This window comes from Micromonospora sp. NPDC057141 (genome assembly GCF_042670805.1).
GTDB lineage: Bacteria > Actinomycetota > Actinomycetes > Mycobacteriales > Micromonosporaceae > Micromonospora.
The window spans coordinates 1-12,470 of the sequence record NZ_JBHUVA010000071.1; the positions used below are offsets into that span (position 1 = coordinate 1).

Sequence of the window (12,470 nt, forward strand, 5' to 3'; positions counted from 1 at the left end):
GACCACCGGGGACGCGCACGCGCTCGACCCGGACCGGCCACTGGCGACCCTGGTCCGCTCGGCCATCCGGTCCTGCTGGTGGGGAAGTGGTCCGTTGCCGGAGTCGGCGGCCGCGCAGCGCCGGATGCTCTGGTACGCCGCGGGCGTGCTCCTCGACGAGCTGTCGTCCACGGTGCTGGCGCTGAACCTGCCGACGTTGCCTGGGTGCCGGCTGCACCGCCTCGCCGGGCCCGCCGCCGTGGCCGGTGAGCCGGTGGTGCTGACCCTGCGGCAACTCGCTCGGGATGAGCCGCTGTTCGCGGCGGCACCGGTGTACGCATGCGAGAACCCGACCGTGCTGGCGGCGGCGGCCGATCGGTTCGGGCCGGCCTGCCCGCCGCTGGTCTGCGTCGCCGGGCAGCCGACGACGGCTGCGCTGCGGTTGCTGACCGTGCTGACCGGCTCCGGAGCGACGCTCTACTACCACGGCGACTTCGACTGGGGCGGGCTGCGGATCGCCAATCTGCTGCACGCCCGGGTGCCGTGGCAGCCGTGGCGCTACCGGGCCGACGACTACCGGGCCGTGGTCGCGGATCGGACTGCGGGCGCCGACACCGCGCGGCGGCTGCCGGACACGCGGGTCGAGGCGGCCTGGGACCCGCAGCTCGGCGCGGCGATGCGCGAGGCCGGGGTGCCGGTGGAGGAGGAGCTGGTCCTCGACGAGCTTCTCGATGAGCTGATTGCCGGTGATCGATAGCTACCGCCTTGCCCGGGCCGCACACCACGGCTTTCATTCAGTGAAAGCTCCGGTTCCCGCCGTGGACGCCGCACGGGATGATTCGGCTCCATCGGCGTTCGTCCAGGAGGAGGCCGGTCGCATGGTGTTCGCCCGTGACCAGTGGTATGTGGCGGCCTACGGTGGCGAGGTCGGGCGGGGCCTGCTCGCCCGCACGGTGCTCGGTGAGCCGCTGGTGCTGTACCGCACCGGTGCCGGGGAGGCGGTGGCGCTCGCCGACCGGTGCGTGCACCGGCGCTACCCGCTCTCGGAGAGCCGGCTCGACGGGGACACGATCGTCTGCGGGTACCACGGCTTCACCTACGACCCGACCGGCGCGTGCGTCTTCGTGCCGGGCCAGCAGCGCATTCCGCGCACCGCGCGGGTCACCTCGTATCCCGTGGTGGAGCAGGACTCCTTCGTCTGGGTGTGGATCGGCGACCGGGACCGGGCCGACCCGGCCGCGATTCCCCGCGCGCCGTGGCTGGCCGACCCCCGGTACGCGGTGGTGCGCGGCATGGCTCCGCTGAACGCGCGGTACGGCCTGTTGGTGGACAACCTCATGGACCTGTCCCACGAGACCTATCTGCACGGTGGCTATATCGGCACGCCGGAGGTGGCGGACACCCCGATCACCACCGAGGTGGACGAGGACCTGGGCGTCGTCCGCGTCAGCCGGCACATGGACGACGCCGAGTGCCCGCCGTTCTACGCGCGTTCGACCGGGATCCAGGGCCGGATCACCCGGTGGCAGGACATCGAGTACCACCCGCCCTGCCTCTATCTGCTGCACAGCCGGATCGCGCCGCAGGGTGTGCTGCCGCCGGCCGAGGGTGCGGACAGCGGGGCCTTCCACGCCGAGATCGTGTACGCCATCACCCCGTCGACCGAGCACACCACCTACGACTTCTGGGCGGTGGCGCGTGACTTCGCGATCGACGACGAGTCGGTCAGCGAGTACCTCCACCACAGCAACCACACCGTGGTCATGCAGGACGTGGCGGCGCTCGACATCCTGGAGCGGGTGATCGCGGCCGAGCCGGACCGCTACCAGGAGTTGAGCATCAACATCGACACCGGTGGTCTGGCCGCCCGGCGGCTGCTGGCCCGGATGGTCGGGTCGGGGACGGTGGGAGCGGCGCGGTGAGCTTCCGAGCCGGCGCGGTCGGCGGGGACGAGCTGGCCGGTGTGGAGCTGGTGGTGGCGGCCCGGGACCAGGTGGCGGCGGAGGTCGTCGCGCTCAGCCTGGGCCGCCCGGGCGGCGGTGACCTGCCCGGGTGGACGCCGGGCGCGCACGTCGACCTGGAGTTGGGCCCTGGGCTGGTGCGCCAGTACTCCCTCTGCGGCGACCCGGCGGACCGGTCCGCCCTGCGGGTCGCGGTGCAGCGCGAGCCGGGCGGGCGCGGCGGCTCCCGGCTGGTGCACGAGCGGCTCACCGTCGGCGCCACCGTCCGGGTGCACGGCCCGCGCAACACCTTCCGGCTGGTCCCGGCGCGGCGTTACCTCTTCGTGGCCGGCGGCATCGGCATCACCCCGATCGTGCCGATGGTGGCCGTCGCCGACGCCGGGGGCGCCGACTGGCGGCTGGCGTACGGGGGACGCAGTCGCGCCACCATGGCCTTCGCCGCGACCCTGCGGGAGCGTTACGGCGACCGGGTGGGCCTGCATCCGCAGGACGAGACCGGGTTGCTGGACCTGGCCGCCCTGTTGGCCGGGCCCGGCGTCGGGCTCGTCTACTGCTGCGGCCCGGAACCGCTGGTCAGGGCGGTGGAGGAGTATTGTCGTGGGTGGCCGCCCGGCTGCCTGCACGTCGAGCGCTTCACCCCGAGGGGCGACACCGGCGGGGAGGAGGCGGCGTTCGAGGTCGTACTCGCGCTCTCCGGGCGGACGGTGACCGTGCCGCCGGGCACGCCGATCCTGTGTGCGGTGGAGGAGGCCGGCGTGCAGGTCCTCTCGTCCTGCCGGGAGGGCACCTGCGGCACCTGCGAGACCCCGGTGCTCGCCGGCGTGCCCGAGCACCGCGACAGCCTGCTCACCGAGCGGGAGCGGGCCGCCGGGGACACCATGATGATCTGTGTCTCCCGGGCCCGTACGCCCCGGCTCGTGCTGGAGCTGTGACCGGCCGGCGCGGGCGGGGATGATGGCGGGATGCGCGGGCAACCGGGACGGTCGGTGACGAGCCGGGCGCTGGCGCTGCTCGACGCGTTCAGCCCGGCCAGCCCGGCGTTGACCCTGACCGAGCTGGCCCGTCGCGCGGGGCTGCCGTTGCCCACCGCGCACCGGCGGGCGGCGGAGCTGCTCGCGTGGGGGGCGCTGGAGCGCGGCGACGACGGGCGGTACCGGATCGGCCTGCGGCTGTGGGAGGTGGGCTCGCTCGCTCCGCGGGGTCTGGGGTTGCGGGAGGTGGCCCTTCCGGTCATGGAGGACCTGTACGAGGTGACCCACGAGAACGTCCAGCTCGCCGTCCGGCAGGACCTCGAGCTCGTCTTCATCGAACGGATCGCCGGGCGGCACGCGGTGCCGGTGCTCACCCGGGTGGGTGGCCGCTTCGCGCTGCACGCCACCGGCGTCGGGCTGGTCCTGCTCGCCCACGCGCCCGCCGAGGTGCAGGAGCAGGTGCTGGCCGCGCCGCTTCAGCGGTACACCGAACTGACCGTCACCGACCCGGGGCGGCTGCGCCGCTGCCTCGCTGACGTGCGCCGGGCCGGCTATGCGGTCAGCGACCGTCAGGTCACCATGGACGCCCTCTCGGTGGCCGCGCCGATCCGCGCGCCGGAGGGTGTGGTGGCGGCGATCTCGCTGGTGGTCGCCCACGACCGGGCGGAGCCGGCGGCGCTGGCCCCACTGGTGCGGGCGGCGGGCCGGGTGCTCTCCCGGGCGCTGCGCTGATCGGGCACGCCGCTGCGCTGAATCGCCCAGCGGGGGTCGGCCGGTCACGGCAGCGGGTGGGCCAGGCCGGCGGCCGTGCGCAGCAGGTGGGCCAGCCGCTCGTGGTCCTCGGGCGGCACGGCGGCCAGCAGGCCCAGCTCCACGGACCGCGCGGCGGCCTGGGCGCGGGTGAACAGGGCCCGACCGGCGTCGGTGGCGACGAGGACGTTCGCGCGGCGGTCGGCGGGGTCGGTGCGCCGCTCGACGAGCTGACGCCGCTCCAGCCCGTCGATGAGGGCGACGACCTGGCTCGGGTCGAGGCGGAGGAACTCGGCGAGTTCCCGCTGGGTGGGGCGGGCGTCGTCGGCGGCCAGGGCGAGCACCGAGTAGGAGCGTGCCTTCAGCCCGTGCTCGGCGAGGGCGGCGTTCGCCGCCGCGAGCGTGAGCGCGTTGGCGCGGGCCAGCAGGAAGCTCAGGTCGCCGGCGAGCACGCTGTCCCGCAGCCGGTCGTGTCCGGTCGGCCGGGTCTTCCCAGTTGGCGACATGCGGCCGATGATAGCAAGTTCTGTCAATAATTGACTTTATCAATGGATCGTGCTCAGATCGGCATCGACGCGAAGGAGCATCCATGTCACTGGACGGCAAAGTCGCCATCGTCACCGGATCCGGGCGGGGCCTCGGCCTGGCCTACGCACGGGAGCTGGCGCGGCGGGGCGCGTCCGTCGTGGTCAACGACGTCGACGCCGAGGCCACGGCCGACGCCGTGGCGGCTATCCAGGCGTCCGGCGGCCGGGCCGTCGCGGTGGTCGCACCGGTCGGCCCGACCGAGACCGCGAAGGAACTCGTCGCCACGGCGGTCGCACACTTCGGGCGGTTGGACATCCTCGTCACCAACGCCGGTGTCCTGCGCGACACCGTGCTGTGGAAGATGAGCGACGAGGACTTCGACACCGTCGTCAACGTGCACCTGCGCGGCACCTTCACCACCGCCCGCGAGGCGGTGCAGCACATGCGGCAGGCCGGTGAGGGCGGCCGGATCATCTGCATCGGGTCGCCCACCGGGCAGCGGGGCAACTTCGGCCAGACCAACTACGCGGCGGCCAAGGCGGGCATCGTGGGCATGGTCCGCACCTGGGCGCTGGAGCTCAAACGGGCCGCCATCACCGCCAACACCGTCGTCCCGGTCGCCGTGACCGCGATGACCGCCACCGTCCCCTACTTCGCCGCAGCGGTGCGGGCCGAAGCGAACGGCGAGCCGATGCCCGCGTTCTTCCGGCACGATCTCGGGTTCGGCACGGCGGACGACGTGGCCGGGCTCGTCGCGTTCCTCGGCTCCGACGCGGCGGCCTCGGTGACCGGCCAGGTGATCGGGGTGGGTGGCGACCGCCTCCAGATCTGGACCCACCCGGAGGCGGCGCTGACCGTCCACCGCGCGGGCGGCTGGACCTACGACGCGCTGCGGGAGGCCTGGCCGACGACCTTCGCCGGGGCCGCGCAGAGCGTCGGCGAGCGCTTCCCGGAGCTTCCCGAGGAGTTCCGGCCCGCGACCTCCTGACCCGCCCGACGAAGGTTGGACCCATGTACCAGCCCGCGATCGACCTCGACGCCGTCACGGCGATCGACATGCACGTGCACATCGAGGTCGACGACGACGGCCACGCCTCACTGCCCGAGCCGCTCGTGGCGGCGGCGTCGGCATACTTCAGGACGGACGGGCCACGGCCCGCGGTCGGGGCGGTGGCGCAGTACTACCGCGAGCGCGACATGGCCGCCGTCGTCTTCACCGTGGACGCGCGTACCCAGCTGAAGCACCGGCCGCTGGCCAGCGCCGACATCGCCCGCGCGGCGGCCGAGCACGCCGACGTGCTCATCCCCTTCGGATCGGTCGACCCGCGCACCGGCGAGGCGGCCCTCGAACTCGCCGCCCGGCTGATCGAGCAGGAGGGCGTACGCGGATTCAAGTTCCACCCCACCGTGCAGGGATTCGACCCCAGCCACGACGAGTACGCGCCGCTGTGGGGCCTGATCGAGCGGGCCGGCGTCCCGGCGATCTTCCACACCGGGCAGACCGGCATCGGCGCCGGGACACCGGGTGGCTACGGCCTGCGGCTCGGCCTGTCGAACCCGATCCTGCTCGACCCGATCGCCGCCGACTTCCCCGACCTGCAGATCGTCATGGCCCACCCGTCGGTGCCCTGGCAGGACGAGGCGCTGTCGGTGGCCACGCACAAGCACAACACCTGGATCGACCTGTCCGGCTGGAGCCCGAAGTACTTCCCGGCCGAGCTGGTGCGCCACGCCAATTCGATGCTGAGGCGACGGGTGCTCTTCGGCACCGACTACCCCCTGCTCACCCCCGACCGCTGGCTGCGCGACGTGGCGGCCACCGACCTCAGGCCGGACGTGCTCCCGGGCATCCTGAAGGACAACGCGGCCCGGCTGCTGGGCCTCGCCCGGTGACGACGAGAGGAAGCGTCATGACGACGACCATCACCTACGAGCGGCTCGCCGACCTCGCCGGCACCGATCTGGGCTACACCGGTTACCGGACGGTCAGCCAGGACCAGGTGAACCTGTTCGCGGACGCCACCGACGACCACCAGTGGATCCACGTCGATCCGGAGCGGGCGAGGACCGGCCCGTTCGGCGCGCCGATCGCACACGGCTTCCTCACCCTCTCGCTGGCCGTTCCCTTCTGGACCGAGCTGCTGGAGGTCAAGGGCGTGTCCACGAAGGTGAACTACGGCCTCGACAGGGTGCGCTTCCCCGCGCCGGTCGCGGTCGGGTCGCGGGTGCGCATGCAGGCCACCGTCGTCGAGGTCGTCGAGGTCCGCGGCGGCTACCAGCTCGTCGTCGACCAGACGATCGAGATCGAGGGCGGGAGCAAACCGGCGGTCGTCGCGCGCGGGCTCTACCGCTTCTACGCCTGAGCCGGGGCGTCCGCCGGGCCGGATGAGCACACCACCTCCACCACCAGGAGACTGATGATGCACCAGCACGGAATCGGCGCCTGGGTGGCCAGGCGCCGGCTCAAGTCCCCGGACAAGGTCGCCCTCATCCACGGCGAGGGTTCGACCGTGACGTACCGCCAGTTCGCCGACGCCGTGGACCGGGTCTCGGCGGTGCTGCGCCAGCGGGGCGTCGGCAAGGGCGACGCCGTCGCCTACCTGGGTGAGAACAGCCCGGAGTTCCTCCAGGTGATGTTCGGGGCGGCGCAGGTCGGGGCGGTCTTCGTGCCGCTCAACACCCGCCTCGCGCCACCCGAGGTCGGCCACGTCCTCGCCGACTGCGGCGCGCGCGTGCTGATCCACGACCCCGACTTCGCGGTGCCGGTGGCCGCCGCCCTGCCGGCTGCCCGGCCCCCGTACGTCATCGTCACCGGCGAGGGCGGCCCGGACCGGCCGGGCCTGGCCGACCTGGCGCGGGCCGCCGACGCCGGGGCCACCGGCCCGGCCGACACCGACCACCGGGACCCGGCGGCGATCGTCTACACCTCGGGCACCACCGGCCGGGCCAAGGGCGCGGTGCTGACCCACGGGAACCTCACCTGGGTAGCGCTCAACTGCGTGGTCGACTACGACATCGTCTCGACCGACGTGGCGCTCATGATCTCGCCGCTGTTCCACGTCGCCTCGCTCGGGATGGGTGCCCTGCCCGTCATCCTCAAGGGCGCCACCATGGTCGTCGAGAATGGCTTCGAGCCGGGCCGCGCGCTCGCGCAGATCGAGCGGCACGGGGTCACCATGCTCAGCGGTGTGCCGACCACCTACCAGTTGCTGGCCGACCATCCCGCCTGGGCCTCGACCGACCTGTCGACGCTGGCGAAGCTCACCTGCGGCGGCTCGGCCGTGCCGGCGCGCATCCTCGACGCCTACGAGGCGCGGGGCCTGTCGTTCTCGCAGGGGTACGGCATGACGGAGGCGGCCCCGGGCGCGACCGCGCTGCCGCCGGCGATGACCCGCGCCAAGCGGGGCAGCGTCGGTCTGCCGCACTTCTTCACCGACGTGCGGGTCACCGAAGCGACCGGGCGACCGGCGTGCACCGGCGAGGTCGGCGAGATCGAGGTGGCCGGGCCCAACGTCTTCCCCGGCTACCACGGGCTCGCGGAGGCGACCGCCGAGGCGTTCACGGACGACGGGTGGTTCCGCTCCGGCGATCTGGGCCACCTGGACGCCGACGGTTACCTCTACATCTCCGGCCGGCTCAAGGACATGATCATCTCGGGCGGCGAGAACATCTACCCGGCCGAGGTCGAACAGCTGCTCGGCGAGATCGACGGGGTGGTCTCGGCGGCGGTCATCGGCGTGCCGGACGAGCGCTGGGGGGAGGTGCCGTGGGCGATCGTCACCGTACGGGAGGGGGCGTCCGTGGACACCGACACCGTGCGGGCGCACCTCGACGGCCGGATCGCGCGCTACAAGCTGCCGAAGAACGTCGTCATCGTGGACGAGCTGCCGCGGACCGCGTCGGGGAAGGTGCGGAAGGCCGAGCTGCGGGCCCGCTTCGGCGGCTGACCGCGGGTCGGGCCGCGACGAGAGCGGCGAACTCCGCCGTGGACGCCTCGGCCAGCTTGCGGTGCGCCCGGCGGTAGGTCTCCGTCGACCGGGTGGCCGGCCACTGCGCGTCCATGAACTCGGCCGGCAGCCTCGGGTCGGCCCGCAGCAGCGCGAGCCAGTCCGCCACCAGCATCGTCCGCACGGTCAGGGCGCTCGGCGCCATCGTCGTCGCGGCCGGGTCGTCCCACACGTCGATGAACGCGAGGTGCGCGCGCCGGATCGCCTCGATGTCCCACGCGGCGCGGACGCTCTCGGCGATCGGGAACCCGGTGAGTTCGCGGGCGTGGAAGGCGACCACGGCGTGGGGCGGGAGGTCCTGCCGCAGCGGCTCCAGCGATCCGGCGAGGTCGATCTCGCCGGGCGCCAGCCACAGCCCGTCCCGCAGCGGCGCGAAGCCCTCCCAGGTCAGCGTCGAACGCAGCCGGTGCCGCAGCATCCGCTGGCCCTCCGGGACCGAGAAGGTGACCAGGGTCCACCCGCTGCCCTGTGGGTCGAACGGCCGGGGACCGCGAACGCGGTAGGTCGCTTCGCGCAGCACCGCCATCCCGTGCTCGGTCAGCGCGAACAGGATCTCCCGGCCACTCCTGCTACGCGCGAGGATGCCGCTGCGCACGAGACGGTCGAGGGTCGCCCGCGTCGCGGGCGCGGCGACGCCCGCGCCGTCCAGCACCTGGATCAGGGCGCTCGCCCGGATCGGCCCGGTGGCGCCGTCGACAACGTGCTCGCCGAAGAAGGCGAGCAGCAGTTGCTTCGGCTGACGACTACTCACCGCCCGATCCTTTCGCAGAATCCGCCGTCACGGCGCGGACCGCGGGGCGACGGCCTGCCCGCGCTTGGCCCGCTGGATCTCGCCGTGGACGTGCGTGCGCAGGTGCGTGAAGCGGGGCAGGGCGCGGGTGGCGATCTGGTCGCGTTCCGGCGGCAGGTCGATCGCGAGATCCTCCTGGACCCGGGTCGGCGAGGTGGACAACACGAGTACCCGCTGGCCCAGATAGACCGACTCGTCGATGTCATGGGTGACGAAGAGGATCGACATCCTGCGGCTGGCGTGCAGCTCGCGGACCAGGTCCTCCAGGTCCGCCCGGGTCTGCGCGTCCACCGCGGCGAACGGTTCGTCCATGATCAGGACCTCGGGCTGGTAGGCGATGGCCCGCGCGATCGCCACGCGCTGCTGCATCCCCCCGGAGAGCTGCCACGGGTGGCTGGGTGCGGCGTGCGCCAGGCCCACCGCGTCGAGCGCGTCGGCGACCAGCCGGTGCCGGTCCGCGCGGGAGAGCTTCTTGTGCCGCAGCGGCAGCTCGACGTTGCCGCGCACCGTCAGCCACGGATAGAGGCTGCGACCGTACTCCTGGAAGACGACGGCCATGGCGGGACTGGGCCCGGTCACCGGCGCGCCGTCCATCTCGACCACGCCGCCGGTGGGCCGCAGCAGGCCGGCGAGGCACTTCAGGAGGGTGGTCTTGCCGCACCCGGACGGCCCGACGATGCAGACGAGTTCACCGGCGTCCGTCGTGAAGCTGACGTCCCCGATCGCCTCGACGCTGCCCGTCGTGGACTCGTAGACCTTGCGTAGGTGCTCCACCCGCAGCAGGGTGCTCCGGTCAGGCACGGTTGACCTCCCTGATTCCGTGGTACCAGCGCAGGACGCGCCGTTCGACGAGCCCGAAGGCGACGGCGAGGAGAACACCGACGAGGCCGAGCAGGAGGATGCCGCTCCACATCTCGGCGATGAGGTAGTTGCGCTGGAAGTAGGCGATCCGGTAGCCGAGCCCGGCCGACGAGGCGAACATCTCGGAGATGACCATCAGGATGAGCGCGACCGAGAGGGCCTGCCGGACTCCGGCCATGATCCGGGGGCTGGCGGCGGGGAGCACGAGGAACCAGAGTCGCTCCCCCCAGGAGACCCGGAACGACTGCGCGGTCTCCGTCATGACGCTGTCGGTCGCCCGTACGCCCTCGATCGTGTTCAGCAGGATCGGCCAGACCGCACCGGAGACGATCACGACCACCTTCATGGTGTCGGTGATGCCGAGCAGGAGCATGACCACGGGGATCAGCACCGGCGGCGGGATGGCCCGGAGGAACTCCAGCAGCGGCTCGAGCAGCTCGCGCAGCCAGGGGGTCAGGCCGATGACGGTGCCGGCGGCGATGCCGAGCACGATCGACGCGGCGACACCGAGGCCGAGGCGGTAGAGGCTCGGCAGCACGTCCCGCGCGAACGCGGGACCGACCCAGGTGTCCACGAAGGCTTCGGAGATCGTCACCGGGTCGGGGAAGAACCCGCTCGTCGCTCTCGTCGCCACCAGGCCCCAGGCCACCAGGAACAGCATCGGCAGCCCCAGCGCGTGGCTGAGGCTCGCCGCGGCGCGGGAGCCGACGCCCCGGGCGCGCGGCGTGGTCGCGATCCGGCCGGGGTGCGCGGTCATCCGGCCTCCTCCCCTCGTACGGACTGGTGCCACGACAGCGCCCGGCGCTCGACGAACCGGAAGACGAGGTTGACCGCCAGCCCGAGCAGGCCGGTGACCACGACGAGGGCGTACAGGCCGACGGCGTCCCCGGCGGAGCGGGACAGCTCGATCATGCGTCCGAGGCCGGGGTTGCCGATCACCATCTCCGCGGTGACGGCGAGGATGAGCGCGACCGCCGCCGCGAGCCGCAGGCCCGTCATCAGGTACGGCAGGGTGGTCGGCAGGACGAGATGCGTCAACCGCTCGCGGCGACGCAGACCGAAGCTGCGGGCGGTGTCGCGAGCGACCACGTCGACGTCGGCGACGCCGTAGATCACCTGCACGAACACCTGCCAGAACGACGCGTAGACGATGATGACGAGGGCGGCCTGCCGCTGGATGCCGAACACCAGCACGGCCAGCGGGATGAGGGCTACCGACGGGATCGGTCGCAGGAACTCGACCATCGTGTGGGTCGCGCGCCGCAGGAACGGCACCAGGCCGACGACCGTGCCGAGGACGACGGCGGCGCACGTCGCCACCGTCAGGCCGATCGCCCAGGACGTCATGGTGCTGCCCAGCCGCCGCCAGAACGCGAGGTCGACGAGTTGTGCGAACAGCCGCGCCAGCACGTCCGTGACGTACGGCAGGTACTGCGGGTCGATCAGGCCCAGTGTCGGGATCAGCTGCCAGCCGACGAGGAACCCGGCCAGGCCGACGACGCCCAGCAACGCCCTGCGCAGCGGCCGTGCCCGTCGGGCGGTAAGGACGCTCATGTCACCTCCGTGGTCGCGCGGGGGCGGCGGGGCTCTCCCCGGTCCGGGGGCCGGGGAGGGCGTGGTCGCGCCGGCTACTGCTGGCGGATGAGGCGGTCGAGGTCGGGCTGCTGGTCGAGCACCTTGTACTTCTGCGCGAGTCCGGCGAGTGTCTGCAGGCTCGACCGGTCGAGCTGCCAACCGAACGCCGGGAGCTTCACCGACTCCGCCACCGGCGGCGGCAGTTGGAGATTGTCCTTGATGGCCTGCCGCACGGCCGTCTCGTTGGCGGGGTCCTCGGCCCACTCCAGGGTCTTCTTCATCGCCGCCGAGAAGTCCTCGACCAGCTCGGCGTCCTTCTCCGTGCGTTCGGCGGTGGTGATCGTGGTGAGGGTGGTCAGGCCGGGCACGACCGCCTGGTAGGGCGCGACGACGAAGGTGTCGCCACGGCTCTTCAGTTGGGTGACGAAGGGCTCCGGCACCCAGGCGGCGTCGATGTTGCCCGCCTCGAGCTGGGCCGGCGCGTCGGGAAAGGCGACCTCGACGAACCTGATCCTGGACGGGTCGCCGCCGTCCTTCTCTACCGCCGCCATGATCGTCACGTCGCCGGCGGCGCCCAGGCTGTTGACCGCGACCCGTTTGCCCGCGAGGTCGGCCGGCCGCTTGATGCCGGACTTCGCCGAGGCCACCACGGCGTTGATGTCGTCGCCGTCGGCGTACGAGGAGGCGTAGTTGCCGATGATGACGACGCCGAGATTCTGCAGGTCGGCCCGGAACGGACCGAAGGGCTGGCCGATCGCGAAGTCGATGTCGCCGTTGAGCAGGGCGGGGATGGCCTGCGCGCCGCCCTGGGCGGGCAGCACCTCGACCTGGAGCCCGCGCTCGGCGAAGATGCCCGCCTCGATGCCGCCCCACAGCGCGGCGGTCTCGGTGATGGGCAGCGCCGCGACCCGGACCTTGCGCAGGTCGCCCGAGGTCTGCCCGGACGGGTTGGACGCGTCGGAGTCGGTGCATCCGGTGAGGGCGATCGCGGTGGCGGCGATCAGCCCGAGAACCATGACCTTCTTCATTGACGAGGCCCTTCCTGGGC

General features: G+C 72.7%; 14 protein-coding genes. 8 read left to right on the forward strand and 6 right to left on the reverse strand.

What is annotated here, in order from left to right; all coding sequences use genetic code 11:
* The 4 genes from ACFT41_RS26045 to ACFT41_RS26060 form a co-directional block, all read left to right on the forward strand.
* A partial coding sequence (locus ACFT41_RS26045) for a TIGR02679 family protein (protein ID WP_377614013.1) occupies nt 1-736 on the forward strand: 736 nt, incomplete at its 5' end.
* A gap of 121 nt (nt 737-857) precedes the next feature.
* Entirely contained in the window at nt 858-1,901 is a 1,044-nt protein-coding gene (locus tag ACFT41_RS26050) for a Rieske 2Fe-2S domain-containing protein (RefSeq protein WP_377586571.1), read from the forward strand.
* Complete coding sequence (locus ACFT41_RS26055; protein ID WP_377586569.1) at nt 1,898-2,872, forward strand: PDR/VanB family oxidoreductase; 975 nt, start codon at nt 1,898-1,900, stop codon at nt 2,870-2,872. The genes ACFT41_RS26050 and ACFT41_RS26055 overlap by 4 nt, the downstream gene beginning before the upstream one ends.
* Nucleotides 2,873-2,902: 30 nt before the next feature.
* Nucleotides 2,903-3,643, forward strand: coding sequence for an IclR family transcriptional regulator (locus ACFT41_RS26060; RefSeq protein WP_377586567.1), 741 nt, complete (start codon nt 2,903-2,905; stop codon nt 3,641-3,643).
* A 44-nt stretch (nt 3,644-3,687) separates the two neighbouring features.
* On the opposite strand, the gene ACFT41_RS26065 is transcribed toward ACFT41_RS26060, so the two are convergent.
* Complete coding sequence (locus tag ACFT41_RS26065) at nt 3,688-4,167, reverse strand: MarR family winged helix-turn-helix transcriptional regulator (protein ID WP_377586565.1); 480 nt, start codon at nt 4,165-4,167, stop codon at nt 3,688-3,690.
* Between the two features lie 83 nt (nt 4,168-4,250).
* On the opposite strand from ACFT41_RS26065, the gene ACFT41_RS26070 reads away from it, so the two are divergent.
* The 4 genes from ACFT41_RS26070 to ACFT41_RS26085 are packed head-to-tail and all read left to right on the forward strand — an operon-like array spanning nt 4,251 to nt 8,136.
* Nucleotides 4,251-5,177 (forward strand): SDR family oxidoreductase, encoded by a 927-nt coding sequence (locus ACFT41_RS26070; protein WP_377586563.1) that lies wholly within the window; start codon nt 4,251-4,253, stop codon nt 5,175-5,177.
* Between the two features lie 23 nt (nt 5,178-5,200).
* Entirely contained in the window at nt 5,201-6,082 is an 882-nt protein-coding gene (locus tag ACFT41_RS26075; protein ID WP_377586561.1) for an amidohydrolase family protein, read from the forward strand.
* Nucleotides 6,083-6,099: 17 nt separating this feature from the next.
* Nucleotides 6,100-6,552, forward strand: coding sequence for a MaoC family dehydratase (locus ACFT41_RS26080; protein WP_377586559.1), 453 nt, complete (start codon nt 6,100-6,102; stop codon nt 6,550-6,552).
* A 57-nt stretch (nt 6,553-6,609) separates the two neighbouring features.
* Entirely contained in the window at nt 6,610-8,136 is a 1,527-nt protein-coding gene (locus ACFT41_RS26085; RefSeq protein ID WP_377586557.1) for a long-chain fatty acid--CoA ligase, read from the forward strand.
* Here the strand turns inward: ACFT41_RS26085 and ACFT41_RS26090 are convergent.
* From ACFT41_RS26090 to ACFT41_RS26110, 5 genes are all read right to left on the reverse strand, one after another.
* Nucleotides 8,060-8,947: a PaaX family transcriptional regulator C-terminal domain-containing protein gene (locus ACFT41_RS26090; RefSeq protein ID WP_377586555.1), complete on the reverse strand. Its 888-nt coding sequence runs from the start codon at nt 8,945-8,947 to the stop codon at nt 8,060-8,062. The genes ACFT41_RS26085 and ACFT41_RS26090 overlap by 77 nt on opposite strands.
* A gap of 27 nt (nt 8,948-8,974) precedes the next feature.
* Nucleotides 8,975-9,787 (reverse strand): ABC transporter ATP-binding protein, encoded by an 813-nt coding sequence (locus ACFT41_RS26095; protein WP_377586553.1) that lies wholly within the window; start codon nt 9,785-9,787, stop codon nt 8,975-8,977.
* Nucleotides 9,780-10,604 carry an ABC transporter permease gene (locus ACFT41_RS26100; protein WP_377586551.1) on the reverse strand — a complete coding sequence of 275 codons (825 nt, stop codon included), beginning with the start codon at nt 10,602-10,604 and terminating at the stop codon, nt 9,780-9,782. The genes ACFT41_RS26095 and ACFT41_RS26100 overlap by 8 nt, the downstream gene beginning before the upstream one ends.
* Nucleotides 10,601-11,401, reverse strand: a complete 801-nt coding sequence (locus tag ACFT41_RS26105) for an ABC transporter permease (RefSeq protein WP_377586549.1) — start codon at nt 11,399-11,401, stop codon at nt 10,601-10,603. The genes ACFT41_RS26100 and ACFT41_RS26105 overlap by 4 nt, the downstream gene beginning before the upstream one ends.
* Nucleotides 11,402-11,475: 74 nt before the next feature.
* Nucleotides 11,476-12,450, reverse strand: a complete 975-nt coding sequence (locus tag ACFT41_RS26110; RefSeq protein WP_377586547.1) for an ABC transporter substrate-binding protein — start codon at nt 12,448-12,450, stop codon at nt 11,476-11,478.
* Nucleotides 12,451-12,470 lie beyond the last annotated feature (20 nt).

Excerpts from the sequence above, each read along its gene's own strand:
- ACFT41_RS26050 (WP_377586571.1), top strand. The coding sequence starts at position 858 with ATGGTGTTCGCCCGTGACCAGTGGTATGTGGCGGCCTACGGTGGCGAG.
- ACFT41_RS26060 (WP_377586567.1), top strand. The coding sequence starts at position 2,903 with ATGCGCGGGCAACCGGGACGGTCGGTGACGAGCCGGGCGCTGGCGCTG.
- ACFT41_RS26065 (WP_377586565.1), bottom strand. The coding sequence starts at position 4,167 with ATGTCGCCAACTGGGAAGACCCGGCCGACCGGACACGACCGGCTGCGG.
- ACFT41_RS26070 (WP_377586563.1), top strand. The coding sequence starts at position 4,251 with ATGTCACTGGACGGCAAAGTCGCCATCGTCACCGGATCCGGGCGGGGC.
- ACFT41_RS26075 (WP_377586561.1), top strand. The coding sequence starts at position 5,201 with ATGTACCAGCCCGCGATCGACCTCGACGCCGTCACGGCGATCGACATG.
- ACFT41_RS26080 (WP_377586559.1), top strand. The coding sequence starts at position 6,100 with ATGACGACGACCATCACCTACGAGCGGCTCGCCGACCTCGCCGGCACC.
- ACFT41_RS26085 (WP_377586557.1), top strand. The coding sequence starts at position 6,610 with ATGCACCAGCACGGAATCGGCGCCTGGGTGGCCAGGCGCCGGCTCAAG.
- ACFT41_RS26100 (WP_377586551.1), bottom strand. The coding sequence starts at position 10,604 with ATGACCGCGCACCCCGGCCGGATCGCGACCACGCCGCGCGCCCGGGGC.
- ACFT41_RS26105 (WP_377586549.1), bottom strand. The coding sequence starts at position 11,401 with ATGAGCGTCCTTACCGCCCGACGGGCACGGCCGCTGCGCAGGGCGTTG.
- ACFT41_RS26110 (WP_377586547.1), bottom strand. The coding sequence starts at position 12,450 with ATGAAGAAGGTCATGGTTCTCGGGCTGATCGCCGCCACCGCGATCGCC.